The sequence below is a fragment of the Collimonas rhizosphaerae genome, from assembly GCF_038896935.1.
Taxonomy (GTDB): domain Bacteria; phylum Pseudomonadota; class Gammaproteobacteria; order Burkholderiales; family Burkholderiaceae_D; genus Collimonas; species Collimonas rhizosphaerae.
Genome location: NZ_JBANDC010000001.1, coordinates 107,754 through 133,227, shown reverse-complemented (window position 1 = coordinate 133,227; position 25,474 = coordinate 107,754). Strand labels below are relative to the sequence as shown.

Below are 25,474 nucleotides of genomic sequence, written 5' to 3'. Positions count from 1 at the left end.
ATGCAAGCCCTGGAATTCAGAAGCGCTACCGCGGCAGACCTGCCGTTCCTGGTTGCCCTGCGCCATGCGACCATGAGCGAACACCTGGCGCGCGTTAATGCCGCGCGCGATGACGCTTCGCAGCTGGCGCGCGTGCTGGTCCGGTTCGAGCACGCCCGGATCGTTTCCGTCAACGGCCAGGATGTCGGCCTGCTGAAAGCGTATCGCGAGCCCGGCCAATGGTATATCGCACAGATCCAGATCGCGCCGCAATTCCAGGGCCAAGGCCTGGGCCGCGCCATCATTGAAAATGTATTGGACCAGGCGCGCCGCGATGGGCTGCCTACGGCGCTGAAGGTATTGACCGGCAATCCGGCAAGGCGGCTATACGAAGCGCTCGGTTTCAGGGAAACCAGCCAGGAAGACGCTGAGCACCTGATGGTCTGCCCGCCCCGCCAGGAGCGGGTTTCAGCTACAGGCTGAACCCCGCCCGCTGGGCCGGACTCGCGTCCAAGATAAAAAAACGGCAAAACACTTGCATTCACGACCGGCTTGGATAATAATTTAAATGAGAATCATTACTATTTAAAACCAGCTGATCAAGGAGCACCTGATGAACGGTTCACGCAATGCAGCAGATCCGGCCGCGGCCGAGGACTATCGCACGCCGCCGGAGCTCCTGATCTCGGCGGTGCTGCACCTGATCTCCCAGTACAACATGCACACCCTGGCCAATGACGCTTGCGTGCAGTCGGCCCGGACGATTGAACGGCATTTGCGCACCCTGTCCGACTGGCCTGAACTGGCGCCGGTGCTGCGCGCCACTTGCCAGCAGCTGTCGGAGCAATGGACCTCGGTAATCGAGCGCGCCTTGCCCAAGCAAAAGAATGAGCGTTCGGCGTTTATCACGCGCCTGATTTCGGGCACCCGCGCGCTCTAGCACCATATTGATGAATCAAGCGTGATTCAGTGCGGGTTTCAGCAAACATCTGAAACCGCCAAGATATTCCCCGGGAAGGGAGTAAATCCGTCTCTTGCCCGATCTGGAATGGCCATCGCCAACGACCTGCCCGTTGCTGACGAAGGCCGCCAAGTTCCAGCTCGTGCACCTGACGGAGTGTGTGTCCTTATCGGCATTAGCCAATACTGCTGCAGAATCTCCTCCTGCAGCGGTGGATAGCCAAGCCGTTTTTTTTCGTCCAGAATCAGTGCAACTCCTACGCTATCGGACGGCGTTGTCCTACACGGGTAAAACCGCCGGCGCCGTATCATCGAGTCAGCAACAACGCCATTCCTCACTCGAAACGGAGCGCATATGATTACCGCCCTGCACCTGACCCCCATCGTTTCGCTGATCGCCGGGGTATTGATACTGGCGATCCCGCGCCTGCTGAACTACATCATCGCCCTGTACCTGATCGTGATCGGCCTGATCGGCTTGTTCGGCCGCTGAAAAAGCTTGCCCCGGCCACACATCCGCACCGATTCCGCTGTATTTTCAGCCAGGCGGCAAGCGGCGCTTGACAAGGTCCGGCTTTATCTCATACATTAACTGCATGTTTTCCACACGCATCCAATCCCGCTCTCTACTGCACGTTGCCGGCGCCCTGCCAGCAATGCTGCTAGTGCCGCTACTAGCGCTATCGCTACTACGCGCACTATGATCTCGACCCCGTTCTGACGGGGACGCCACTGGCAGCAACAGGCAACACCAGCGCCAGTCAAGAAATCAACGGTAGTAAAACTGAGGTTCCGATAAGGGATCTCGATTTTAAAGAGCACGATTCCATGCAATCCCAGCCAATCCGCCTTACCTTCTTTTGCTACAGCAACACGCTTGCCGCCTTGCGTTTGCCAGCGCAATTCCTGCTATCGCTAGCGATCGGTTGCCTGGCCTCGCGTTGATTTCCGAGTGGCCGCCAGGCAACCCTCCCGCCACCGCACCATTTCGTTTCTTTTTTTCTTCAGCACAATCACTAGCTCCAAGAGAGGCCTACCATGATGTTGCACAACCCTGCTGTCAAATATCGTCCGTTCCCGCCGATTCCATTAAGCGATCGCACCTGGCCCAACCAGGTCATCAGCGCTCCGCCGATCTGGATGAGCACCGACCTGCGCGACGGCAACCAAGCCTTGATCGAACCGATGGACGCCGACCGCAAGCTACGCTTCTTCAAGCTGCTGGTGAAGATAGGCCTCAAGGAAATCGAAGTCGGTTTCCCCTCCGGTTCGCAAACCGATTTCGATTTCGTGCGCAAGCTGATCGTAGAGAAGCATATCCCGGACGACGTCACCATCATCGTCCTGACCCAGTCGCGCGAAGACCTGATCCGCCGCACCGTCGATTCGCTGCAGGACGCCAAGCAAGCCATCGTCCATTTGTACAATCCGATCGCTCCGGCCTGGCGCCGCATCGTGTTCGACAAGAGCCGCGACGAAGTCAAGGAAATCGCCGTCTCCGGCACGCGCCTGATCAAGGAACTGACCGACGCCCGCCCGGAAACGCAATGGCGCTATGAATATTCGCCGGAAACTTTCAGCATGGCCGAACTGGATTTCTCGAAAGAAGTCTGCGACGCCGTGGTCGAAGCCTGGCAAGCCAGCCCTACCCGCAAAGTCATCCTCAATTTGCCGACCACCGTCGAATGCAGCACGCCGAACGTATTCGCCGACCAGATCGAATGGATGCACCGCAACCTGGCCCGGCGCGACGCGGCCATCATCAGCGTCCACCCGCATAACGACCGCGGCACCGGCGTCGCCGCCGCCGAGCTGGCCGTGATGGCCGGCGCCGACCGGGTTGAAGGCTGCCTGTTCGGCAACGGTGAACGCACCGGCAATGTCGACCTGGTGACGCTGGCGTTGAACTTGTACACCCAGGGCGTCAACCCGGGCCTCGATTTTTCCGACATCGACGAAGTGCGCCAGTGCGTCGAAGACTGCAACCAGATCCCGGTCCATCCGCGCCATCCGTATGTCGGCGACCTGGTGTTCACCGCTTTCTCCGGTTCGCACCAGGATGCGATCAAGAAAGGCTTCGCCGCGCAAAAAGCCGACGCTATCTGGGAAATCCCCTACCTGCCCATCGATCCTGCCGATCTCGGCCGCAGCTACGACGCCGTCATCCGCGTCAACAGCCAGTCAGGCAAAGGCGGCATGGCTTACCTGCTGGAACAGGAATACGGCCTGGCGATGCCGCGCCGCCTGCAGATCGAATTCAGCCGCGCGATCCAGAAAGCGGCCGACGCCACGGGCAAGGAAATTGCCGCCAGCGACATCTACGACATCTTCAAGCAGGAGTACCTGGACAAGCAAACGCCATATGTGTATCGCGGCCACCGCATGAGCGAAGATTCCAGCCAGGCGCAGCCGGTGAAGATCGAAATCGACATCGTGCGCGACGGCCAGCAGCACACTTCCAGCGGCCACGGCAACGGCCCGATCGACGCCTTTGTCAATGCGCTGGGGCTGGACATCAAGCTGATGGATTTCCATGAGCACGCGATCAGCGCCGGCGCCGACGCCCAGGCCGCCAGCTATATCGAGCTGCGCCTGAACGATGCGCCAACCGGCTTCGGCGTCGGCATCGACGCCAATACCCTGACCGCCTCGTTCAAGGCGATCCTGAGCGCGGTCAACCGCCAGATTGAAATCGCCGGCCAGGCCGCCAACCAGGAAATCGGCAACAGCGCGGCCGCGGCGTAAACAGCAGTTTTCTTTAATCCTCCTGCCGCGGCGATCACGCGGCAGGCAGGTATCGTGCAGGCTGGGTATTACCGTACTACATGCTTTCATCGGCGCGGCCGGACCTCAGTTACCCATGATGTCCGGCCGCGCTATCATTTCTTCTGCGCGGGCTAAATATAGCAGGCGTAAAAAAACCGCTACCAGGTAGCGGTTTTTTCATTTCAGCCCTGTCGATCAGGCCATTGCCACTGCGCTGGTCAGGTCGCTGATACGTGCACGCGCTGCCGCAAAGCCGGCTTCTTTCGCTTCAGGACTGTAGGCTAGGCCGTCGGCGCGAACCACGTCGATATCGGTAATCCCGAGGAAACCGAACACCAATTTCAAATAGTCTTCATGGGCGACGCCAGTAGGGCTGCCTGCATGCTTGCCGCCGGAAGTCGACACGATCACGACGCGCTTGCCTGTGGCCAGGCCTTCCGGGCCCTTTTCGCTGTAGCGGAAAGTGACGCCGGCGATGCTGATCTGGTCGATCCATGCCTTGAGCTGGGTCGGCACGCTGAAGTTGTACATTGGTGCGCCGAGCACGATCACATCGGCTGCCATGAATTCATTGAGGATCGCTTCGCTTAGCTCCACTTCCAGCTTTTGCGACAGATTGCGTTTTTCCGCTGGCGTGCCCTTGGCAGCGAAGGTGGCGCCGCTCAAATGGGCAGTGACGTCTTTGCTAAGGTCGCGGTAAGTCAGTTCAAGGTCGGAATCCGCTGCTTGCAGCGTCGCCACTACTTCGCGGGTCAGTTGGCGCGAGGCCGAAGCGTCGCCGAGGATGCTGGAATCAATATGTAAGAGTTTCATGATATATGCCGTTCGATTAAATTAAGAGTGGGTCAAAATCTATAGCGATCCGTACATCACGATGCCAACAGAGTTTGATTTACCTGGTTACCTGAACCATTGACGCCATCCTACCCCCGCCTCAAAAATAGAACTAGATAGCAAAAACAAGATATATTGTTCTACATACAGAACAATGGATGATTATCATGCAAGACTTGAACGACCTCTATTTCTTCGCCAATGTAGTGCAGGAAGGTGGGTTCACGGCCGCCGGACGCAGCCTGGGCATTCCCAAGTCGCGCCTGTCCAGGCGCATATCGGAACTGGAAAGCCGGCTGGGAGCACGCTTGCTACAGCGCAATACGCGCGGCATCTCTCTCACCGACCTTGGCAACCGCTACTACCAGCACTGCCAGGTAGTGATCGCCGCGGCCGAAGCGGCGGAACTGGCGGTGACCAGTTCGCTGGCGGAACCGAGCGGCACGGTCAGGGTGACTTGCGTGGTGGCGATCGCCCAGTCGGAAGTGGCGATGGCGTTGCCGGCTTTCCTGGAACGTTATCCGAAGGTGAATATCGACCTGCTGTTTACCAACCGCCGCGTCAACCTGCTGGAAGAAGGCGTGGATGTGGCGGTGCGGGTAAGAGCGCCCGAGGACGAAGATCCGAACCTGGCCACCAGGCGCCTGCGCGCCGCCTCCGGTGTGCTGGTAGCGACGCCGGAACTGATATCGCGCTACGCGCCCCTGCGGCATCCGCGCGACCTGGCCAAACTGCCGTTCCTGGGCGCGGTCGAGCGCGACCGCCGCGTCCACCTGTTCCTCGACGGCCCGGACAAGGAACGTTTCGAACTGGTGGCGGAGCCGCGCCTGTCGGTCGAAGATTTCTCCTTGCGCAAGCGGGCGGCGCTGCGCAGCCTGGGCCTGACCATGCTGCCGACCGAATATTGCATCGAGGAGATGAACCAGGGCAGCCTGGTGCATGTGCTACCGGACTGGAGCATGCCGGCCGGCCATCTGCAAGTGGTCTATCCGACCCAGAGAGGTTTGCTGCCGGCGGTGCGCGTATTTGTCGACTTCCTGATCGAGCATCTCAGCAAGCTGCAGCCGGCTCCCGGCAATTGTCCGCGCTAGCGCAGTACTAGGGCCTGTTAACATTTAATTTGGGAGTGCGAACGCGCGGCAGGCGTTGCAGGCCTAGGCATGACGACGCGACGTAGCGGTGCTACGGCAAGGAGCGGATGGCCGCCCCGGACAACAACGGCATGCGACGCCTGCAGCCGTTCCCGGAGGGTTCAAACCAAAACGTGCGCTGGCGGCGTTGCATGGCTTGCCAGCACACGTTTTGGTTTGAACGCACCTCCCAAATTAAATGTTAACAGGCCCTAGGAACGCGCCAGGCGGATCCCGCTGAATTGCCAGCGCGCGGTGGCCGGGAAAAAATTGCGGTAGCTCAGGCGCGCGTGGCCATCCGGCGTGGCGCAGGAAGAGCCGCGCAGCACATACTGGTTCACCATGAACTTGCCGTTGTATTCGCCCACCGCGCCCGGCAAGGCGACGTAGCCGGGATACGGTGCGTAACTGCTGGTGGTCCATTGCCACGCCACGCCGAAATAATCTGCCGACTGGCTCGCCGCCGCGCGCTCCCATTCCGCCTCGGTGGGCAGGCGGGCGCCTGCCCAGCGCGCATAAGCCTCGGCTTCGAAAAAGGAAAGATGGGTGGCCGCTTCATGCAAGGCCAGCGGCTGCAAGCCGTTCAAGGTGAATTCGCGCCAGGCGGAATCGAATTGCGCATGCGCGGTCTGCCAGTACAGCGGCCGCGACAGCTTTTGCTGTTGCACCCATTCCCAGCCGGCGGCCAGCCACAGCAAGGGATTCCGGTAGCCGCCGTCTTCCACGAACGCCAGGTATTCGCCATTGCTGACCAACCGCGACGCCATCGAAAACGGTTCGACAAACTGCCGGTGGCGCGGCGTTTCGTTATCGAAGAAAAACCCTTGCCCGGCATGCCCGATCTCGACAATCCCGGCCTCGAACGGCTGCCATGACAAGGCTGCCGCCGGGTTGCCGCCGTTGCTGGCTTCCGCCATCGCATTCGACGCCAGGTAAGGCGGCAGCAAAGGATTCATGGCTAGCAGATGCTTGATATCGGTCAGCAACAATTCCTGGTGCTGCTGCTCGTGCTGCAATCCGAGCTCGACCAGCGCCGACAACTGCTGCGCTTGCTCCGGCGCCAGCGTTTGTCCCAGCAACGCCAGCAGCCGTTGATCGACGTTTTGCCGATAAGCCAGCACTTCGCTCAAGGCGGGCCGGGTCACCAGGCCGCGCTGTGCGCGCGGATGCTGCTCGCCCACGCCTTCGTAATACGAATTGAAGAGTACCCGGAAAGCAGGATGAAACGGCTGGAAACCAGTCTCGAACCGCTCCAGGATAAAGGTTTCAAAAAACCAGGTGGTATGCGCCAGGTGCCATTTCGCAGGGCTGGCGTCGGGCATCGATTGTACGCAGCAATCTTCTGCCGACAGCGGCTGCACCAGCCGGCAAGTCTGGTCGCGTACCGTGGAAAAAGCTTTCGCCAGCTTGTGCATCGCGTTCCTGTCTGGAGGTTTTGGTTCAGGCGGCCTGGGCATGGCAGACCATGAACCAGTTGTCGGGATCGGACCAGGTCTGCACGGCGCTGAAGCCGGCCAGCTGCAGCATGTCGATAAATCCCTGGCGGGTATATTTATGGCTGCTTTCGGTATGGATGCGCTCGCCGCGCGCAAACCGCCGCTCGCCGCCACCCTGCCAGTGGACGGTGAGCTCGCGTTTGGCTTCCAGATGCATTTCTACGCGGTACTGGCCGCTATTATAGAAAGCGCAGTGGCGCCAGTCTGCCGGCCGGAAATCGGCATCCAGCAAACGATTCAAATGATGCAGCAGATTCAGGTTGAACGCCGCGGTGACGCCCAGCGAATCGTCGTAAGCGGCGTCCAGGATCGCTTTGTCCTTGATCAGGTCAACCCCGATCAGCAAACCGCTCTGGCTGCCGGCCATGGCCTTGCGAATCCGTCGCAGGAACATCAATGCCTCCAGCGGTGCAAAATTGCCTATCGACGATCCCGGATAAAAGAACTGGCGATGGTGCATGTCCAGCGCCGCCGGCAGTTCAAGTTCGGCAGAAAAGTCCATGCCCAGGCAAGTCATCCTGATCTGCGGGAACTGCTGCTGCAGCGCATTCACCGCTTCCGCCACGAACTGCACGGAGATATCGACCGCCACATACTGCCGGGGCTGCAGGCTCGGGAACAGCCGGGCAGCCTTGCTGCAATTGCCCGCTCCCAGGTCGATAAAGACCGAACCCGGCCCGATCGCGGCGGCAATCTGCTGCTCATGCTGCGTGAAAATCGCCGCTTCGGTGCGGGTCGGATAATATTCAGGCAGTTCGCAAATCGCGGCGAACAGCCGTGAACCAAGGACATCGTAGAGATATTTGGGAGAGGTGTGCGCGTGCGCCGCCAGCAGGCCGGCCGCCAGCTGCTGTTGGATCTCGTCCGGCGCCACGCTGTTTTGCATCGCTTGCGACAATTGAGCCAAAGGATTCTCCTGAGATGGCAATCATTAAAAAAATTACGCATTCCACTACCGGGATTCAAGTCCGCTCCATTGCATCGAGATCCTGCGCTATCGCGCAACATCCACTACACTAGCAAACTGCTCTTCTGAGCTAAGCATGCTGTACAAAGTATATCGATATTCGATTGACGGTTGAAGTTCCCGTTCAAGAGAATGCATATTGCGGACAAGCTGCGGCCAGTCTCTTAACTGATTGCAAGACAAATGCAGAAAATATTGGCACAAATACATTTTTCCGCCCTATCCGCTGCACCGTGCTTCAACGTTGCCAGGCCAAGCTCGCAGCGGATTGCGCCGCCCCCACCGAAACAGACATGACAACCATAACCTCCAAAGAACCTCAAAAAAGCAGTCTGGGCACGCTCGTCGGGCTGGTTCCTTTCCTGGCCCCGTATAAACGGCAATTCGTCATGGCCAGCCTGGCCTTGCTGGTGGCGGCCGGCGCCACGCTGGCGATTCCCTATGCATTCCGGCAGATGATCGACCTCGGCTTCAGCACCGGCGGCATACAAGGCGCCAATCATATCGACCTGTACTTCCTGGCGCTGTTCGGCGTCGCCTGCGTGCTGGGCGTAGCTACCGCGGCGCGCTTCTACATGGTGTCCTGGCTGGGCGAGCGGGTTACCGCCGACCTGCGCAGCGCGGTCTATTCGCATGTCGTCACGCAGAGCCCGCAGTTCTTTGAAACCACCAAGACCGGCGAAGTGCTGTCGCGCATCACCACCGACACCACCTTGATCCAGGCGCTGGTCGGCACCAGCATTTCGATGGCCTTGCGCAACGCCCTGCTGTTCGCCGGCGGCATGGTCATGCTGTTCATCACCAGCGCCAAGCTGAGTGCGATCATCCTGGTGATGCTGGCGCTGGTGGTGCTGCCGATAGTCTGGTACGGGCGCCGCGTGCGCAAGCTGTCGCGGGCGTCGCAGGACCGGGTTGCCGACGCCTCGGCGATGGCTGGCGAAATCCTCAATGCGATGCCGACCGTGCAAGCGTTTACCCACGAAAATATCGAAGCGCAGCGTTTCGACGTCTCTATCGAAAACGCTTTCGGCACTGCGATGGAGCGCATACGCGCCCGTTCGGTGCTGACCATGATGGCGATCCTGCTGGTGTTCGGCGCCATCGTGTTTGTGCTGTGGCTGGGCGCGCACGCCGTGGTCCAGGGCCGCATGAGCGGCGGCGAACTCGGCCAGTTCATCTTGTATGCGGCCTTGCTGGCCGGCTCCATCGGCGCCCTGGCAGAAGTGCTGGGCGACGCCCAGCGCGCTGCCGGCGCCACCGAACGGCTGCTGGAATTGCTGGCGGCGCAGTCGCCGGTGCAATCCGTGCTGTTGCCCGAAACGCTGCCGCCGCGCACCGCGCAGGGCGCGGCGCTGGCCCTGGAAAACATCGGCTTCCGTTATCCGTCGCGCCCTGAAAGCGCGGCCCTGTCCGGCCTGTCGCTAGACATCAGGCCGGGTGAAACCGTCGCCGTGGTCGGCCCTTCGGGCGCCGGCAAAACCACGCTGTTCCAGCTGCTGCTGCGTTTCTACGATCCGCAGCAAGGCAGCATCAAGCTCGATGGCGTCGACATCAAATATCTCGACCTCCACACTTTGCGCAACGCCATCGGCATCGTGCCGCAAGATACCGTCATCTTCTCCGCCAATGCAATGGAAAACATCCGTTACGGCCGGGTCGGCGCCAGCGATGCTGAAGTCATCGCAGCGGCGAAAATGGCCGCGGCGCACGAATTCATCGAACGCCTGCCGGAAGGTTACCAAGCCTTCCTCGGCGAGCGCGGAGTGCGCCTTTCGGGCGGCCAGCGGCAGCGTATTGCGATCGCCCGCGCGCTGCTGAAAAATCCGCCCCTGCTGCTGCTGGACGAAGCCACCAGCGCGCTCGACGCGGAATCCGAACGTGCGGTGCAAGGCGCGCTGGAAGCGGCGATGGTGGGACGCACTACCGTGGTCATCGCCCATCGCCTGGCCACCGTGCAGCGCGCCGACCGCATCATCGTGCTGGAACACGGGCACATAGTGGAAACCGGCAGCCATGCCGAACTGGTGGCGCAAAACGGCTTGTACGCAAGCCTCGCGGCATTGCAGTTCAACGGCCTGGCGGATGCATAAACCAACTTACAGGAAAAGAACATGACTTTCTTATTTTCTCCGCTCACATTGCGCAGCGTGACCCTGGCGAACCGGATTGCCGTTGCCCCCATGTGCCAGTATTCCGCGGAAGACGGCTTCGCCAACGACTGGCACCTGGTGCACCTCGGCAGCCGCGCGGTCGGCGGCGCCGGCCTGATCATTTTCGAAGCCAGCGCGGTGCTGCCGCAAGGCCGTATCTCGCCGCAGGACCTGGGCATCTGGAAAGACGAGCACATCGCGCCGCTAAGCCGCATCACCCGCTTTATCGCGCAGCAGGGCACGGTAGCCGGCATCCAGCTGGCGCATGCCGGCCGCAAGGCCAGCGTCTGGCGGCCATGGGAAGAACAGCAAGGGCGGGTCGATCCCGGCCAGGGCGGCTGGCGCACAGACGGTCCGTCGGCGATTCCGTTCGATGCCAGCTACACCACGCCCAGCGCGCTTACTGCCGATGGCGTCAAGGATGTCGTCAAGGCGTTTGCCGACGCCGCCCGGCGCGCCGAGCAAGCCGGCTTCAAGGTCGTCGAAATCCATGCGGCGCATGGTTACCTGCTGCATCAGTTCCTGTCGCCGATCAGCAATCACCGGACCGACCAATACGGCGGCTCGTTTGAAAACCGCGCGCGCCTGGTGCTGGAAGTGGTGGCAGCCGTGCGCCAGGTCTGGCCGGAACAGCTGCCGCTGCTGGTGCGCCTGTCGGCCACGGACTGGATCGACGGCGGCTGGAATGTGGATGAAACCGTGGCATTGAGCCGCTTGTTGCGCGAAGCGGGGGTTGACCTGATCGACGTCTCCAGCGGCGGCAATATCGCAGCCGCCGCGATTCCGGTAGGGCCCGGTTACCAGACCCAGTTCGCAGCCAGGGTCAGGAATGAAGCCGGCATCCCTAGCGGCACGGTCGGCATGATTACCGATCCCGGCCAGGCCGAGCACATATTGCGCACCGAACAAGCCGACCTGGTGCTGATGGCGCGCGAACTGCTGCGCGATCCTTACTGGCCCTTGCACGCCGCCGACGCGCTGCACGACGTCACCTCATGGGCGCCGCAATACATGCGCGCGACTTCACGCAAATCGCCGCAGCGGCCGAACGTCGACTACAGCGGCAAGTGAGCCAAGCCCGGCTCTGCCGGCGTGGCTGGCGCTACAGGGCCGGCGGCTTGCCGCTGGACTTGCCGAGATCGGCCGACACTTCGGCAATCAGGCGCCGCAGCCACACCACATCCGGCGCCACATGCGAACGCGCGTGCCACAACATGTAGAAGCGCATCTTCGGCATGTCGAACGGCAGCGTGAACATGCCGATCGGCCAGTCCTCGATGATATGTTCGGCAAACTGCCGGCCGGTGGTGAAAATCAGGTCCGATTTCGCCAGCACGTGCGGCACCAGCGCGAAATACGGGATCGTCACCTGCACGTTGCGCTTCAAGCCCTGCTCGGCCAGGGCGGCGTCGATGCCGCTGCGATGGCCTTCGATATAGGGCGTCGGCGCCAGGTGCGGCATTTCCAGGTAGTACTTGAGGGTCAGGCCCTTCTTCGCCACCGGATGGTCGCGATGCATCATGCATACCACGTCGTCATCGAACAGTTGCGCCAGGTGCAGGTGCTCGGGAGGATCGGGCCAGTTGCCGATCACCAGGTCGAAGCGACCGTTTTCCAGCGCGTTGGCATAGTCCAGGTTGGCGTCCAGCGCGTGCACCATCAGGCTGGCGCCGGGCGCGCGCCGCCGCAGCTGTTCGATGATGGAAGGGATCAACAGCATGTTCAGGTAATCCGGCGTGGCGATATGAAATACCCGCGCCGTGCTGTCGGCTTCAAACGCCGCTACCGGCGCCGCGATTTTTTCGATGACTTCCAGGCCCTGCTTCGCCAGCGCCAGCAATTCCTGGCCGCGTTCGGTGGGCACCATGCCGGTCTTGCCGCGCACCAGGATGGCGTCGCCGGTCAGTTCGCGCAGGCGTTTTAGCGTATTGCTGATGGTCGGCTGCGACTGTCCCAGCTTGATGGCGGTGCGCGATACGCTTTTTTCCACCAGCAAGGTGTGCAAAACACGCAGCAGGTAGGTATCGAGATGGTGGTTGGTACGCGATGTCATGGGCGGCGCTCGTGTAGTATTTCGCACATAATGGCGCTTAAGAAATGGTGGATTTTCGTGCCAGGCTAGGCGGATGGCCGCCCCGCGCAAACCGGAGCGATAGCGAGCTATCGCGAGGATTTGCAACGACGTATGGCACGGAAAGACGCCGTTTATCAAGTGTCATCATGTGCGAAACACTACAGTAAAATTAGTATGGGAATGCGAATGTTCAGACAAGAAAATTGCACAATAAACCTCACTAGCATAACGGATATGCATAGGCATGGGTAGCCATCGCCAAAGCATGACTGGCGTGACTTCAGGTATCGAATCGGACGCACTTTTCCATTCAGCAACAATCTCAAAATCACCTGTCATTAGACGACCGGTCTAATTTAGGTTTAGAATAGCCGCACCATGAGAGCAAAATACGACACCACCAAGCGCCATATCCTGGACGCCGGACAAAAGATCATTGCCGTCAAAGGCTTTTCCGGCGTCGGCCTCAGCGAGATCCTGAGCGCGGCAGCGATACCCAAGGGCTCGTTCTACCACTACTTCGGATCGAAGGAACAGTATGGCCGGGCGCTGATGGAGCAGTATGTCGACAACTACCTGCAGGCGATGGATGCAGTCTTGCAGGTCGGCGTACAGCCGGCGCAAGAACCCGCCCGCGAACGGCTGCTGCGCTACTGGGGCCACTGGCTCGACACCCAGTCCGGCGCGGAAGCCATGGACAAATGCCTGGTGGTGAAACTCAGCGCCGAAGTCGCCGACCTGTCGGAGGACATGCGCCTGGCCCTGTGCGAAGGCACACGCCTGGTCATGGCGCGCCTGGCAGGCTGCATCGCCGAAGGCATAGCGGATGGCTCCTTGCGGATCGCGCTGGAACCGCAGAAAACCGCACAGATGCTGTACCAGCTTTGGCTGGGAGCCAGCCTGCTGGCCAAGCTCCAGCGCGACCGCAGCGCGCTGGAAAACGCCATGGACGTTACCCTCAACATCCTGGCGCCGCCGCCCCCACGCTGAAGCACGACACCAGTTCGTGCATTTTTTTACCACTCCGCCGATGCGCGGATCACTTCCCAAGGAAACCCCATGCTGAATTTTGAATTCTACAATCCCACCAAGATCGTCTTCGGCCGCGACACCATCGCCAAACTGGCCGGCCTGGTTCCCCGCGACGCCCGCGTAATGATCCTGTACGGCGGCGCCAGCGCCCAGAAAACCGGCACCCTGGACGAAGTCAAGGCAGCGCTGGGCAAACGCGAAATCCACGAGTTCGCCGGCATCGAACCCAATCCAAGCTACGAAACGCTGATGCAGGCGGTTGAACAAGTGCGAGCGCAAAAGATCGATTTCCTGCTGGCGGTAGGCGGCGGCTCGGTCATCGACGGTACCAAGTTTGTCGCTGCGGCGGCGAATTTTGAAGGCGAAGCCTGGGACATCGCGGTCAAGCGCGGCGCCAATATCCGCAGCGCCCTGCCCTTCGGCAGCGTGCTGACCTTGCCGGCCACCGGCTCGGAAATGAACAACGGCGGCGTCGTCACCCGCAAATCGATACAAGCCAAGCTGGCCTTCCACAGCCCGCTGGTGTTCCCGCAATTCTCCATCCTCGATCCGGCCAAGACCTTCACCTTGCCGCCGCGGCAGATTGCGAACGGCGTCGTCGACGCTTTTGTGCATACCGTCGAGCAGTACCTGACGTATCCGGTGCAAGGCCAGGTGCAAGACCGTTTCGCCGAAGGCTTGCTGCTGAGCCTGATCGAAACCGGGCCGAAAGTGCTGGCCGAACCTGACGACTACGACGCCCGCGCCAACCTGATGTGGGTTGCCACGCTCGCGCTCAACGGCCTGATCGGCGCCGGCGTGCCGCAAGACTGGGCCACGCACATGCTGGGCCACGAACTGACCGCGCAATACGATATCGACCATGCGCGCACGCTGGCGATCGTGCTGCCTTCGCTGCTGTCGGTCCGGCGCAACAGCAAGCGCGCCAAGCTGCTGCAATACGCCGAACGCGTCTGGCAAATCACCGAAGGCAGCGAAGATGCACGCATCGACCTGGCCATCCAGCGCACCCGCGACTTCTTTGAAAGCCTGGGCATCAAGACTCGCCTGGCGGACTATGAACTGGGCCAGGATGCGGTCGAGACCGTGCTTGGTCAACTGGACAAGCATGGCATGACAGCGCTGGGCGAACACCAGGACCATACCCTGGCCGTCAGCCGCACCATCCTCGAAGCCGCCTTGTGAAATTGATGTTTAGCTGATTTCGACCATGCCGGCAGGCCAGCGTCGGCATTCATTCCACTGAAGGAGTAGCCAACATGTCACAAAGCAAAACCATCAATCGCCGATTCCTGCTAGCCTCGCGTCCGCACGGCGCGCCGACGCCGGACAATTTCAAGCTGGAGCAAAGCCCGGTGCCGGCGCCGGCCGCCGGCCAGGTGCTGCTGCGCACGGTTTACCTGTCGCTTGATCCTTATATGCGCGGGCGCATGAGCGACGCACCTTCCTATGCGGCGCATGTCGAAATCGGTGAAGTGATGGTCGGCGGCACCGTTGCGCGGGTAGAAGCTTCCGAGCACGCTGATTACAAACCCGGCGACCTGGTCCTCAGCTACAGCGGCTGGCAGGATTACGCGCTATCGGACGGCAAGGGCTTGACCAAACTTGACGCCAAACTCGGCAAACCGTCCTACGCCTTAGGCGTGCTTGGCATGCCAGGCTTCACGGCCTATATGGGCTTGCTCGACATCGGCCAGCCGCAAGCCGGCGAAACCGTGGTGGTGGCAGCGGCCACCGGCGCGGTCGGTTCGGTGGTCGGACAGATTGCCAAGCTCAAAGGCTGCCGCGTGGTCGGCATCGCCGGCGGCGCCGACAAGTGTAAATACGCAGTGGAAGAATTGGGCTTCGACGCCTGCATAGACCATCGCGCCGCCGACTTCCCGCAACAGCTCGCGGCCGCCTGCGACAAAGGTATCGACGTGTATTTTGAAAACGTTGGCGGCGCTGTCTTCAACGCCGTCCTGCCGCTGCTGAACCTGCGCGCCCGGGTCCCGGTATGCGGCCTGATCGCCAACTATAACGCCGCCGGCAAGCCGGAAGGACCGGATCACCTGCCCGGACTGATGGGCAAGTTGCTGGTACGCCGCATCAAGATGCAAGGCTTCATCATCTTCGACTACTACCATCGCTACCAGGAATTCTTCAAGGACATGAGCGGCTGGCTCGCCGCCGGCAAAATCAAATTCCGGGAAGATATCGTCGACGGCCTGGAGAATGCGCCGCAAGCCTTTATCGGCCTGTTGGAAGGCAAGAATTTCGGCAAGCTGGTCATACGGGCCGGCGACGAATGAAGCATTACGCAGCACACACTCAAAAGGAATTCAAATGAAAATATTAATGGTGCTTACCTCCCACAACCAGTTGGGCGACACCGGCAAGAAAACCGGTTTCTGGCTGGAGGAATTTGCAGCGCCCTACTACGCGTTCCTGGATGCCGGCGCCAAACTCACCCTGGCTTCGCCGAAAGGCGGCCAGCCGCCCCTGGATCCGAAAAGCGACGAACCGGACGCGCAGACCGAAGCCACCGAACGCTTCAGGAAAGACACCGCTGCGCAGGCAGCGCTAGCCTCCACCATCAAGTTATCGGCGGCGCAGGCCAGCGATTTTGACGCAGTGTTCTATCCGGGCGGCCATGGCCCCCTGTGGGACCTGGCGGAAGACAAGGATTCGATCGCGCTGATCGAAACCATGTATGCGGCAGGCAAGCCAGTGTCTGCGGTTTGCCATGCACCCGGCGTATTACGCCATGCGCGTGGTGCAGATGGTGCGCCACTGGTAAAGGGCAAGAAGGTAACCGGTTTTTCAGACAGCGAAGAAGCTGCCGTGCAGCTGACCGATATCGTGCCGTTCCTGGTCGAAGCCGAATTGAAGCGCCTGGGCGGGAACTACAGCAAGCTGGCCGATTGGCAGAGCTATGCCGTTGCCGATGGCAACCTGGTGACCGGACAAAATCCAGCCTCTTCGGTTGCCGTAGCACAGCAAGTGTTGAAATTGCTGGGTTGACGTAATACGGAAAGATACCGGCGGCGAGATGCAAAACTCTGCATCCCGTCGCCGATTAAATAGGGTCAGAGTCGAATTATTCGTTAAATAGGGTCAGAGTCGAATTATTAAGCGGTCAAAAATTCGACTCTGACCCTATTTAACTGGTGCGCGGATTATTTGGTGCCGAAGATGCGGTCGCCGGCGTCGCCTAGTCCGGGCACGATGTAGGCATGCGCGTCGAGATGCGAATCGAGGCTGGCAACGTACAGCTTGACTCCGGGATGCGCGTCCTGGAATACCTGCACGCCTTCAGGCGCGGCCACCAGCGCCAGGAAAATGATCTGGTCGTCGCCGACGCCGCGTTTTTTCAGGACATCGACCGCGTGTACTGCCGAATTACCGGTCGCCACCATGGGATCGCACACGATAAAGATCCGCTCCGCAAGGTCCGGCAACCGCACCAGGTATTCAACCGGCTGATGCGTGTCGGGATCGCGATACACGCCGATATGGCCGACCCGCGCCGACGGCACCAGGTCCAGCAAGCCGTCGCTCATGCCGATCCCGGCCCGCAGTACCGGCACCACCGCCAGCTTGCGGCCGGCAATCACCGGCGCTTCCATGCTTTGCATCGGCGTCTCGATCTGCTGCGTGGTCAGCGGCAAGTCGCGCGTGATTTCATAACCCATCAGCAGCGTGATTTCACGCAACAGCTGGCGGAACGTGCGGGTTGATGTTTCCTTGCTCCGCATATGCGTCAGCTTGTGCTGGATCAGCGGATGGTTGAGGATGAAAAGATTGGGGAAACGCGGGTCGCTAAGCATAAGTGTAATTATTCCAAATACAAAAAAGGGAGATTGCTCTCCCTCGTTGATTCAATATTCACTGAGCGGCTTGCTCTACCTTGGGTATCAGCAAATCGAGTATCTGTTCCAGTTCATGCCGCACTTCTGTCAGGTTGACTTCGTTTTGCCTGGCCTCGGCAAGCTCGGCTTCGGCGGCGCCACCCAGGCGGCCGTCAAGCTTGTTGCGGGCGCCGCTGATGGTAAAGCCATGTTCATACAATAATTCACGGATGCGGCGGATCAGCAGCACTTCATGGTGCTGGTAATAACGGCGATTGCCGCGCCGCTTGACCGGCTTGAGCTGGGTGAATTCCTGTTCCCAGTAGCGCAGCACATGCGGCTTGACGCCGCACAGGTCGCTGACTTCGCCTATGGTGAAATAACGCTTGGCCGGAATCGGCGGCAATACGACAAGCTCGGACTTACTAATGCGATCGTTCATGAATTAGCTGGGAGAGCGGCGGCAAACTGTTGGATAGGCTGGATCGGTTGCAGGCTTGCGGCTTCAACCATGCCCTTGAGTTTCTGGCTTGCGTGGAAAGTGACCACGCGGCGCGCAGTGATGGGAATCTCTTCCCCGGTCTTCGGATTGCGGCCCGGACGCTGCGGCTTGTCGCGTAACTGGAAATTGCCGAAACCGGACAATTTCACGGATTCGCCGCGTTCCAGCGCATCCCGGATTTCATCGAAAAACGTTTCAACCATGTCCTTGGCTTCACGCTTGTTGAGGCCTACCTGTTCAAACAAAAGTTCAGCCAGTTCCGCCTTGGTCAATGTCGGCAAATTCTTTTCTGCCTGCGAACGGGCTTGCGCTTCGCGCATCGCCCGGTTCAGATCGGCGTCCAGAACGGATTCAAATTCTACTGTCTGCATATTGTTCATTCTGTTGTTACGCCCCCGTCTTTTTGGGATTGCTGCAGCCGGTGCGGCTGTGTGTCGAGCGCACCGGTATTTGCTGCAGGTTTAGATATCATTAAAGCCATTCAATTACAGATCAGGCGCGCAATCTAGCTGTTGGCACCTTGCTGACAGCAGCGATCAAAGCCGACATGGCGGCTTCTACGGTGTCATCTTGAAGGGTGTTTTCAGTATCTTGCAAGGTAAAACGGAAAGCAAGACTTTTTTCGTCATTTTCCAGTCCTTTGCCGTGATATTCATCAAATAAAACAATGGCTTGCAGAATCCGGCAGGCTGGATTCCCTTGCTGCTCAGCAGCAAAAACATCCAGTAAATCTTGTGCATAAACGGCTTGTTTAACCACCACCGCAAGGTCGCGCACCACCGCCGGGAATTTCGAAATCTCGGCATACGCAGGCACTTGCCGTTGCTGCAAGGCCAAGGCGTCGACTTCAAACAAAACCGGGGCCAGCGGCAACTCGTACTTCTGCTGCAGGCGCGGATGCAACTCGCCGATAAAGCCTACCGCGACGTCGCCCAGCAGCACCTGCGCCGAACGGCCCGGATGCAAAGCGGGATGTTCCAGTTTGGCGAAACGCAAAGTTGCGGGTGCAAACAAGGCTTCCAGGTCCGCCTTGACGTCGAAGAAATCGACGGTGCGGCTAGCCTGCCCCCATTGCTCATCTGCTTGCGGACCATAGGCCAGGCCGGCGACCCGCTTCGGCTGTTCAAAACCGGCGACTGCCAGCGGCCCGTCCTGGACTTCCTGGTTACGCGTATACACCGCGCCTGTTTCAAAAATCCGGACCCGGTTCAACTTGCGGTTCAGATTGTATTTGACGTTGGCCACCAGGCTGGCGATCAGCGACGAACGCATCACGCTCATCTGGCTGGCGATCGGATTGAGCAGCTTGATCGGCTCCAGGTTGCCGGCAAAGTCGGCTTCCCAGGCTTCTTCGACAAAACTGAAATTGATCACTTCCTGGTAATCCAGGTCAGCCAGCTGGCGCCGGATCGTGAACAGCGAGCGTTGGTTCTCCGGCGCGATGTACATCGCGTTCGGCGCCACCGGCGGCAAGGCCGGGATATTTTCAAAACCGTAGACGCGGGCGATTTCCTCGATCAGGTCTTCCTCGATCTCGATATCGAAACGGTACGACGGCGGCGTCACCGAAAACACGCCGTTCTCTTGCGTGAACGCCAGGCCCAGGCGGGTGAAGATGTCGGCGATCTGGCTATCCGACAAAGGCACGCCGATGACCTTGATGGCGCGCGCCGTGCGCACCTTGACCGGATCGCGTTTTGGCAGGTTGACGCTTTGATCGTCGACCGGGCCGACCTGGGTCTGGGGCGTACCGCAAATGTCGATCAGCAAGGCAGTGATGCGTTCGATGTGCTCAACCGTGGTCGCAAAATCGACGCCGCGCTCGAAGCGATGGCCGGCATCGGTCGAGAAGTTGAACCGGCGGGCACGGCCTTGTATCGCCTGCGGCCACCAGAATGCGGCTTCCAGGTAGATGTTTTGCGTTTCCAGCGACACCGCGGTAGCGTCGCCGCCCATGATGCCGGCCAGCGATTCGATCTGCCGGTCGTCGGCGATCACGCCGATCCAGTCGTCGACGCTGACCGTATTGCCGTTCAACAGTTTAAGCGATTCGCCAGCCTTGCCCCAGCGGACATCGAGGCCGCCGTGGATCTTGTCCAGGTCGAAGACGTGGGTAGGACGCCCCAGCTCCAGCATGACATAGTTGGAGATGTCGACCAAAGCCGAAATCGGACGCTGGCCGCTGCGCTCCAGGCGCTGCTTCATCCAGCGCGGCGTTGCCGCCTTGGCGTTCAGACCGCGGATCACGCGGCCGGAAAAACGGCCGCACAGGTCCGGCGCCGAAATCTTGACCGGCAGCGTTTCAGCGATGTTGGCGCTGACGGCCTTGAATACCGGCTGCTTCAGCGGTGTGCCGGTCAGCGCCGATACTTCGCGCGCCACGCCCAGCACCGACAGGCAATCGGCCTTGTTCGGCGTCAGCTTGATGGTGAACTTCAGGTCGTTCAGCTCGAAATAATCGCGGAAATTCTTGCCGACCGGCGCATCTTCCGGCAATTCCAGCAAGCCGCCATGGTCTTCCGACAGTTTCAGTTCGCGCGCCGAGCACAACATGCCCTGCGATTCGACGCCGCGCAGCTGCCCGAGCTTGATCTCGAATGGCTTGCCATCCGCGCCTGGCGGCAGGATTGCACCGACCATCGCACAAGGCACCTTGAGGCCAGGCCGTACATTCGGCGCGCCGCATACGATATTGAGCATGGTGCCGGTGCCGACATCGACCTGGCAGACATTGAGGCGATCGGCGTTCGGATGCTTGGCGGTCTCGACCACCAGGCCGACCACGATATTGGTAAAGGGCGGCGCAACCGGCTCGACCTCTTCCACTTCGAGACCTGACATGGTCAGCAGATGGGACAATTCGTCCGAAGTCATCTTCGGATCGACCATGGAACGCAGCCAGCTTTCAGAGAATTGCATAGGTAAAACCTTCAAAAACCTTTAGTCACAGAAGCAGGGAACGCTGGGGCATCGGAGCACGATGGCTAGACAACCCGGGCGTCTTCGGCGATGGGCTCGTTTCAGAAGCCAGTTTAATTAAATTGTTTCAGGAAGCGCAGGTCGCCTTCGTAAAACAGGCGCAGATCGTTGATGCCATAACGCAGCATGGTCAGGCGCTCGATGCCGGAGCCGAACGCAAAACCGATGAACTGTTCCGGATCCAGCCCCATGTTGCGCACCACGTTCGGGTGCACCTGGCCGGCGCCGGACACTTCCAGCCAGCGTCCTTTCAGCGGACCGCTGCCGAAGGCAATGTCGATCTCGGCCGATGGCTCGGTGAACGGGAAGTAGGACGGGCGGAAACGCACTTGCAGGTCGTCGGTTTCAAAGAAGGCCTTGACGAAATTCAGGTACACGCCCTTGAGGTCGGCGAAGCTGATGTCCTCGGCGATCCACAGGCCTTCGACCTGGTGGAACATCGGCGAGTGGGTAGCATCGCTGTCGACCCGGTAAGTACGGCCCGGCGCAATGACCTTGATCGGCGGCTTGTTCATGCGCGCATAACGCACCTGCATCGGGCTGGTATGGGTGCGCAGCAGCAGTTGCTTGCCTTCGCTGTCCTTGCCGTCGATGTAGAAAGTGTCCTGCATCGAACGCGCCGGGTGGTTTTCCGGGCTGTTCAACGCGGTAAAGTTGGTCCAGTCGGTTTCGATCTCGGGGCCGTCGGCCACGTCGAAACCGATAGAACGGAAAATCTCTTCGATACGCTGCCACGAGCGCATCACAGGATGGATGCCGCCGACGCCGCGGCCGCGGCCCGGCAACGTGACATCGATCGCTTCCGCATTCAGGCGCTCTTGCATCTGCGCATTGGCCAGTGCATCACGGCGCGCATTCAGCGCGGCTTCGATCTGCTCCTTGGCATTGTTGATGACTGCGCCCTGGACCTTGCGCTCATCCGGCGCCAGCTTGCCCAGCCCCTTCATCTGCTCGGTGATCTGGCCGGTCTTGCCGAGATACTTGGCCTTCGCATTTTCCAGCGCGGCGGCGTCGGCGGCGGCGGTGAAATCAGCTTGGGCTTGCGTTACTAATTGTTCTAGGGAGTTCATGCAGTTTTCCTGCTCCAATGAAGCCGAAATACGCTGATAAAATCGAAAAACCAGCGGTTAAAAACACAAACGGGGCACAAGGTGTTGACCTCTGCCCCGCTCGGGATTGCCACGCTGCACAAAAAACGCTGCAGCGATGGCAAAACTACGTAACTAAGATGAGTTACGCAGCGATGTTGGCCTTGACTTGATTGACAATCGCAGCAAACGCTGGCTTGTCCATCACTGCCATATCAGCCAGAACCTTACGGTCCAGTTCGATCGAAGCACGCTTCAGACCGTTCATGAATACGCTGTATGTAACGCCATGCTCACGCGAAGCGGCGTTGATACGGGCGATCCACAATGCACGGAATACGCGCTTCTTGTTGCGGCGGTCACGGTATGCATATTGACCAGCGCGCATAACCGCTTGCTTGGCTACGCGATAGACTTTACTGCGGCGACCGCGGTAACCCTTGGCTTGCACCAAGATTTTTTTATGACGGGCACGAGCTGTAACCCCACGTTTTACTCTAGGCATAATAACTCCTTAGTATGAGGTTAAGCGTTCGGCAACATGCGCGAAACGGATACCATGTTGTGGTCATTGACCCCAACGGAACCGCGCAATTGACGTTTGTTTTTGGTGGTTTTCTTGGTCAGGATGTGGCGCTTGAACGCTTGACCGCGTTTAACTGTTCCACCCGGACGCACACGAAAGCGCTTTTTGGCGCTGCTTTTCGTCTTCATTTTTGGCATGACACTATCTGTCCTCTAGGGACAGCTCCTTTTTTAACATGATTGCAGGTGGCAACATGACGTTACGCTTGGATGCCTGCTCTCACTTGTTTAAACCCAGCTGCACCAATGACCGCAACTGAATTTCGCAGCAGAATCTGGCCTGCTGCTTTTGGGCGATCCGGACGATTGCTCATCCAGCTCGCCTAAAATCGAATTACTTTTTCTTCTTGGGGCCAATGATCATGATCATCTGACGCCCTTCCATCTTAGGCCACTGCTCGACCTGTCCGTACGGCTCCAGGTCTTGCTTCAGACGTTCCAGCATGCGTACGCCGATGTCCTGGTGAGCCATTTCACGGCCGCGGAAACGCAGCGTGATCTTGACCTTGTCGCCGTCTTCATCCAGGAAACGGGTCAAGTTGCGCAGCTTGATGTTGTAATCCCCATCATCGGTGCCTGGACGGAATTTGACTTCCTTGACCAGGATGACCTTCTGCTTCAACTTGGCTTCGTGCGCCTTCTTCTGCTCCTGGTACTTGAACTTGCCGTAGTCCATCAAACGGGCTACTGGCGGCTGCGCGGTCGGTGCGATTTCCACCAGATCAACGTTCGCCTCTTCCGCCAGGCGGAAGGCCTCAGCCAGACTGACGATACCGAGTGCTTCGTTCTCGACACCGGATAAGCGCAATTCTGGCGCAGTAATTTCGCCGTTGATGCGATGTGACTTGTCCGTAGCTATTGCAGTTTCCTTTAAAAATCAAATAATTAAGCCGTGCTCTTGCGCTTCGGGTTGCCCCGTTCAGGCTTTGGTTTCAACCTCGTTCTTGAGGCGTTCCACCAGTACGTCGATAGGCATCACACCCAGGTCGACATTGCCCCGCGCTCGCACGGCCACTGTGTTTGCATCCCGCTCTTTATCACCGACAACCAGTATATAAGGCGGCTTCTGCAAAGAATGCTGCCGTATTTTATAGGTAATCTTCTCATTACGCAAATCGGTCTCTACTCTAAACCCTTGTTTTTTCAGCGTTTGTGCAACATTTTTCACATATTCCGACTGCGCGTCCGAGATATTCAAAACAACAACTTGCACGGGAGCAAGCCACAGGGGCATCGCGCCGGCATGATTTTCGATCAGTATCCCGATAAAACGCTCGAGCGAACCGACAATCGCCCTATGCAGCATGACCGGCACCTTGCGGCCGTTATCTTCCGTGACATATTCCGAACCGAGCCGGCCCGGCATTGAAAAGTCGACCTGCATGGTGCCGCACTGCCAGGAGCGGCCGATCGAGTCTTTCAGGTGGTATTCGATTTTCGGGCCGTAGAACGCGCCTTCGCCCGGCAATTCTTCCCATTCCGTGCCGGAAGCCCGGATCGCTTCGCGCAAGGCGCCTTCCGCCTTGTCCCAGACCACATCTTCGCCGACCCGCTTTTCAGGGCGCAAAGCCAGCTTCACCGCCACTTCGGTAAAACCGAAATCGGTATACACCTGGCGCACCACCTTGTCGAAGGCCGCCACCTCTTCCTGCACCTGTTCTTCGGTACAGAAAATATGGCCATCATCCTGGGTAAAGCCGCGCACCCGCATCATGCCGTGCAAGGCGCCGGACGGCTCGTTGCGGTGGCACTGGCCGAATTCGCCGTAGCGCAGCGGCAGGTCGCGGTAGCTATGCAGGCCGGAATTGAAAATCTGGATATGGCCGGGGCAGTTCATCGGCTTCAGGGCATAACTGCGGCTTTCCGACTCGGTAGTGAACATGTTGTCGCGGTAGTTATCCCAGTGGCCGGTCTTTTCCCACAAAGTGCGGTCCAGGATTTGCGGCGCCTTGACTTCCTGGTAACCGTTATCCTGGTAAACACGGCGCATGAACTGCTCAACCTGCTGCCAGATAGTCCAGCCCTTCGGATGCCAGAAAATCAGGCCCGGCGCTTCATCCTGGAAATGGAACAGGTCGAGCGCGCGCCCCAGCTTGCGGTGGTCGCGCTTTTCCGCCTCTTCCAGCATGTGCAGATAGGCTTCCTGCTCATCCTTCTTGGCCCAGGCGGTGCCGTACACACGCTGCAACATTTCATTTTTTGCATCGCCGCGCCAGTAGGCGCCGGCCAGCTTCATCAGCTTGAACACCTTCAATTTGCCGGTCGACGGCACGTGCGGGCCACGGCACAAGTCGGTGAATTTGCCTTCTGTATATAAGGAGACTTCCTGGTCCTGGGGAATCGAGCCGATCAGCTCGGCCTTGTAAGCCTCGCCTATCGATTCGAAATAGGCGATGGCTTCGTCGCGCGCCACTACCTTGCGTGTCACCGGCTCGTCCTTCTTGGCCAGCTCCGCCATCTTCTTTTCAATCTCCTGCAAGTCTTCTGGAGTGAACGGACGCTTGTAGGCAAAATCGTAGTAGAAGCCGTTTTCGATCACCGGGCCGATAGTCACCTGCGCATCGGGAAACAGTTCCTTTACCGCGTACGCCAGCAAGTGGGCGGTCGAATGGCGAATCACTTCCAGTCCGTCGGCATCCTTGTCGGTGACGATGGCCAGCTCGACATCGCGCTCTATCAGAAACGAGGTATCCACCAGCTTGCCGTCGACCTTGCCGGCCAGCGCCGCCTTGGCCAGGCCGGCGCCGATGCTGGCGGCGACCTGCGCCACAGTCAGCGGCGCATCGAATTGACGCTGTGAACCATCGGGAAGTTTGACTGCTATCATTTTGAGCCCCATATCGGCGGTCACTCGGGACGACGCCGGATTGAATGAAATTAACGTGTGCTTTACAAAAACGCGGACGAAAAAAAACGCGGACCAGCCGCGCTTTTTTCATCATGCAGGTAGAAAAAGGCCTCGACTAGCGTCGCTCACAGATTGTGGTGGTAGTTCGCGGTGTCATAACCGGGATGCCTTTCTCGCTCTTACAGATGTGGAATTCGTTTCAGCCTGCCTGCCGCAAAACAGCAATAACAACAGCAGAAACTGGATGTCGCCGA

General features: G+C 59.3%; 24 protein-coding genes. 11 read left to right on the top strand and 13 right to left on the bottom strand.

The genetic code is table 11. The annotated features are described in order from the left end of the window. The 4 genes from V8G57_RS00615 to leuA all read left to right on the top strand — a co-directional run bounded on the left by V8G57_RS00615 (window position 1) and on the right by leuA (window position 3,684). A complete protein-coding gene (locus V8G57_RS00615) occupies window positions 1–462 on the top strand; it encodes a GNAT family N-acetyltransferase (RefSeq protein WP_092402132.1) in 462 nt (153 codons plus the stop codon). A 130-nt stretch (window positions 463–592) separates the two neighbouring features. Continuing rightward, entirely contained in the window at window positions 593–919 is a 327-nt protein-coding gene (locus tag V8G57_RS00610; RefSeq protein WP_092402135.1) for a hypothetical protein, read from the top strand. Window positions 920–1,294: 375 nt separating this feature from the next. Beyond that, window positions 1,295–1,432 (top strand): DUF3096 domain-containing protein, encoded by a 138-nt coding sequence (locus V8G57_RS00605; protein WP_092402138.1) that lies wholly within the window; start codon window positions 1,295–1,297, stop codon window positions 1,430–1,432. A gap of 545 nt (window positions 1,433–1,977) precedes the next feature. Further along, window positions 1,978–3,684, top strand: a complete 1,707-nt coding sequence (leuA, locus tag V8G57_RS00600; RefSeq protein WP_092402141.1) for a 2-isopropylmalate synthase — start codon at window positions 1,978–1,980, stop codon at window positions 3,682–3,684. A 216-nt stretch (window positions 3,685–3,900) separates the two neighbouring features. Here the strand turns inward: leuA and V8G57_RS00595 are convergent, their stop codons facing one another. Beyond that, entirely contained in the window at window positions 3,901–4,518 is a 618-nt protein-coding gene (locus V8G57_RS00595) for an FMN-dependent NADH-azoreductase (RefSeq protein ID WP_092402250.1), read from the bottom strand. A 188-nt stretch (window positions 4,519–4,706) separates the two neighbouring features. Here V8G57_RS00595 and V8G57_RS00590 point away from each other — a divergent pair, with 188 nt between their 5' ends. Next, the gene (locus tag V8G57_RS00590) at window positions 4,707–5,630 is read left to right on the top strand and encodes a LysR substrate-binding domain-containing protein (protein WP_342827766.1); all 924 of its coding nucleotides are present in this window, start codon (window positions 4,707–4,709) and stop codon (window positions 5,628–5,630) included. A 251-nt stretch (window positions 5,631–5,881) separates the two neighbouring features. On the opposite strand, the gene egtB is transcribed toward V8G57_RS00590, so the two are convergent. Together egtB and egtD are read right to left on the bottom strand one after the other, a co-directional pair. After that, window positions 5,882–7,084, bottom strand: a complete 1,203-nt coding sequence (egtB, locus tag V8G57_RS00585; protein WP_342827765.1) for an ergothioneine biosynthesis protein EgtB — start codon at window positions 7,082–7,084, stop codon at window positions 5,882–5,884. Window positions 7,085–7,109: 25 nt separating this feature from the next. Beyond that, entirely contained in the window at window positions 7,110–8,072 is a 963-nt protein-coding gene (gene egtD / locus V8G57_RS00580; RefSeq protein WP_342827764.1) for an L-histidine N(alpha)-methyltransferase, read from the bottom strand. Between the two features lie 353 nt (window positions 8,073–8,425). Between egtD and V8G57_RS00575 the strand changes: the two genes are divergently transcribed. Both V8G57_RS00575 and V8G57_RS00570 read left to right on the top strand, forming a co-directional pair. Continuing rightward, window positions 8,426–10,222, top strand: coding sequence for an ABC transporter transmembrane domain-containing protein (locus tag V8G57_RS00575; protein ID WP_342827763.1), 1,797 nt, complete (start codon window positions 8,426–8,428; stop codon window positions 10,220–10,222). A 21-nt stretch (window positions 10,223–10,243) separates the two neighbouring features. Further along, entirely contained in the window at window positions 10,244–11,353 is a 1,110-nt protein-coding gene (locus V8G57_RS00570) for an NADH:flavin oxidoreductase/NADH oxidase (RefSeq protein ID WP_092402238.1), read from the top strand. Window positions 11,354–11,384: 31 nt separating this feature from the next. Here V8G57_RS00570 and V8G57_RS00565 read toward each other — a convergent pair whose 3' ends face one another. Continuing rightward, on the bottom strand, window positions 11,385–12,335 hold the full coding sequence (locus tag V8G57_RS00565) for a LysR family transcriptional regulator (protein WP_092402235.1): 951 nt from the start codon (window positions 12,333–12,335) through the stop codon (window positions 11,385–11,387). A gap of 399 nt (window positions 12,336–12,734) precedes the next feature. Here V8G57_RS00565 and V8G57_RS00560 point away from each other — a divergent pair, with 399 nt between their 5' ends. From V8G57_RS00560 to V8G57_RS00545, 4 genes are all read left to right on the top strand, one after another. Beyond that, a complete protein-coding gene (locus V8G57_RS00560) occupies window positions 12,735–13,346 on the top strand; it encodes a TetR/AcrR family transcriptional regulator (protein WP_342827762.1) in 612 nt (203 codons plus the stop codon). A 69-nt stretch (window positions 13,347–13,415) separates the two neighbouring features. Beyond that, window positions 13,416–14,573: an iron-containing alcohol dehydrogenase gene (locus V8G57_RS00555; RefSeq protein WP_092402229.1), complete on the top strand. Its 1,158-nt coding sequence runs from the start codon at window positions 13,416–13,418 to the stop codon at window positions 14,571–14,573. A 74-nt stretch (window positions 14,574–14,647) separates the two neighbouring features. Next, complete coding sequence (locus V8G57_RS00550) at window positions 14,648–15,679, top strand: NADP-dependent oxidoreductase (RefSeq protein WP_342827761.1); 1,032 nt, start codon at window positions 14,648–14,650, stop codon at window positions 15,677–15,679. Between the two features lie 34 nt (window positions 15,680–15,713). Continuing rightward, window positions 15,714–16,391: a type 1 glutamine amidotransferase domain-containing protein gene (locus V8G57_RS00545; RefSeq protein WP_342827760.1), complete on the top strand. Its 678-nt coding sequence runs from the start codon at window positions 15,714–15,716 to the stop codon at window positions 16,389–16,391. A 155-nt stretch (window positions 16,392–16,546) separates the two neighbouring features. Here V8G57_RS00545 and upp read toward each other — a convergent pair whose 3' ends face one another. The 9 genes from upp to thrS all read right to left on the bottom strand — a co-directional run bounded on the left by upp (window position 16,547) and on the right by thrS (window position 25,199). Next, on the bottom strand, window positions 16,547–17,197 hold the full coding sequence (gene upp / locus V8G57_RS00540; RefSeq protein WP_092399032.1) for a uracil phosphoribosyltransferase: 651 nt from the start codon (window positions 17,195–17,197) through the stop codon (window positions 16,547–16,549). A gap of 58 nt (window positions 17,198–17,255) precedes the next feature. Next, window positions 17,256–17,660, bottom strand: coding sequence for a MerR family transcriptional regulator (locus tag V8G57_RS00535; protein ID WP_342827759.1), 405 nt, complete (start codon window positions 17,658–17,660; stop codon window positions 17,256–17,258). Beyond that, entirely contained in the window at window positions 17,657–18,100 is a 444-nt protein-coding gene (locus tag V8G57_RS00530) for an integration host factor subunit alpha (protein WP_014005494.1), read from the bottom strand. The genes V8G57_RS00535 and V8G57_RS00530 overlap by 4 nt, the downstream gene beginning before the upstream one ends. Before the next feature lie 112 nt (window positions 18,101–18,212). Further along, entirely contained in the window at window positions 18,213–20,639 is a 2,427-nt protein-coding gene (pheT, locus tag V8G57_RS00525) for a phenylalanine--tRNA ligase subunit beta (RefSeq protein WP_092399036.1), read from the bottom strand. 113 nt (window positions 20,640–20,752) lie between these two features. Then, window positions 20,753–21,769 carry a phenylalanine--tRNA ligase subunit alpha gene (pheS, locus tag V8G57_RS00520; protein ID WP_092399038.1) on the bottom strand — a complete coding sequence of 339 codons (1,017 nt, stop codon included), beginning with the start codon at window positions 21,767–21,769 and terminating at the stop codon, window positions 20,753–20,755. 163 nt (window positions 21,770–21,932) lie between these two features. Continuing rightward, window positions 21,933–22,292: a 50S ribosomal protein L20 gene (rplT, locus tag V8G57_RS00515; protein ID WP_014005489.1), complete on the bottom strand. Its 360-nt coding sequence runs from the start codon at window positions 22,290–22,292 to the stop codon at window positions 21,933–21,935. 20 nt (window positions 22,293–22,312) lie between these two features. Next, window positions 22,313–22,510 (bottom strand): 50S ribosomal protein L35, encoded by a 198-nt coding sequence (rpmI, locus tag V8G57_RS00510; RefSeq protein WP_061539612.1) that lies wholly within the window; start codon window positions 22,508–22,510, stop codon window positions 22,313–22,315. A 196-nt stretch (window positions 22,511–22,706) separates the two neighbouring features. After that, window positions 22,707–23,231, bottom strand: coding sequence for a translation initiation factor IF-3 (gene infC / locus V8G57_RS00505; RefSeq protein WP_082814671.1), 525 nt, complete (start codon window positions 23,229–23,231; stop codon window positions 22,707–22,709). 60 nt (window positions 23,232–23,291) lie between these two features. After that, entirely contained in the window at window positions 23,292–25,199 is a 1,908-nt protein-coding gene (gene thrS / locus V8G57_RS00500; RefSeq protein ID WP_342827754.1) for a threonine--tRNA ligase, read from the bottom strand. Window positions 25,200–25,474: the final 275 nt, after the last annotated feature.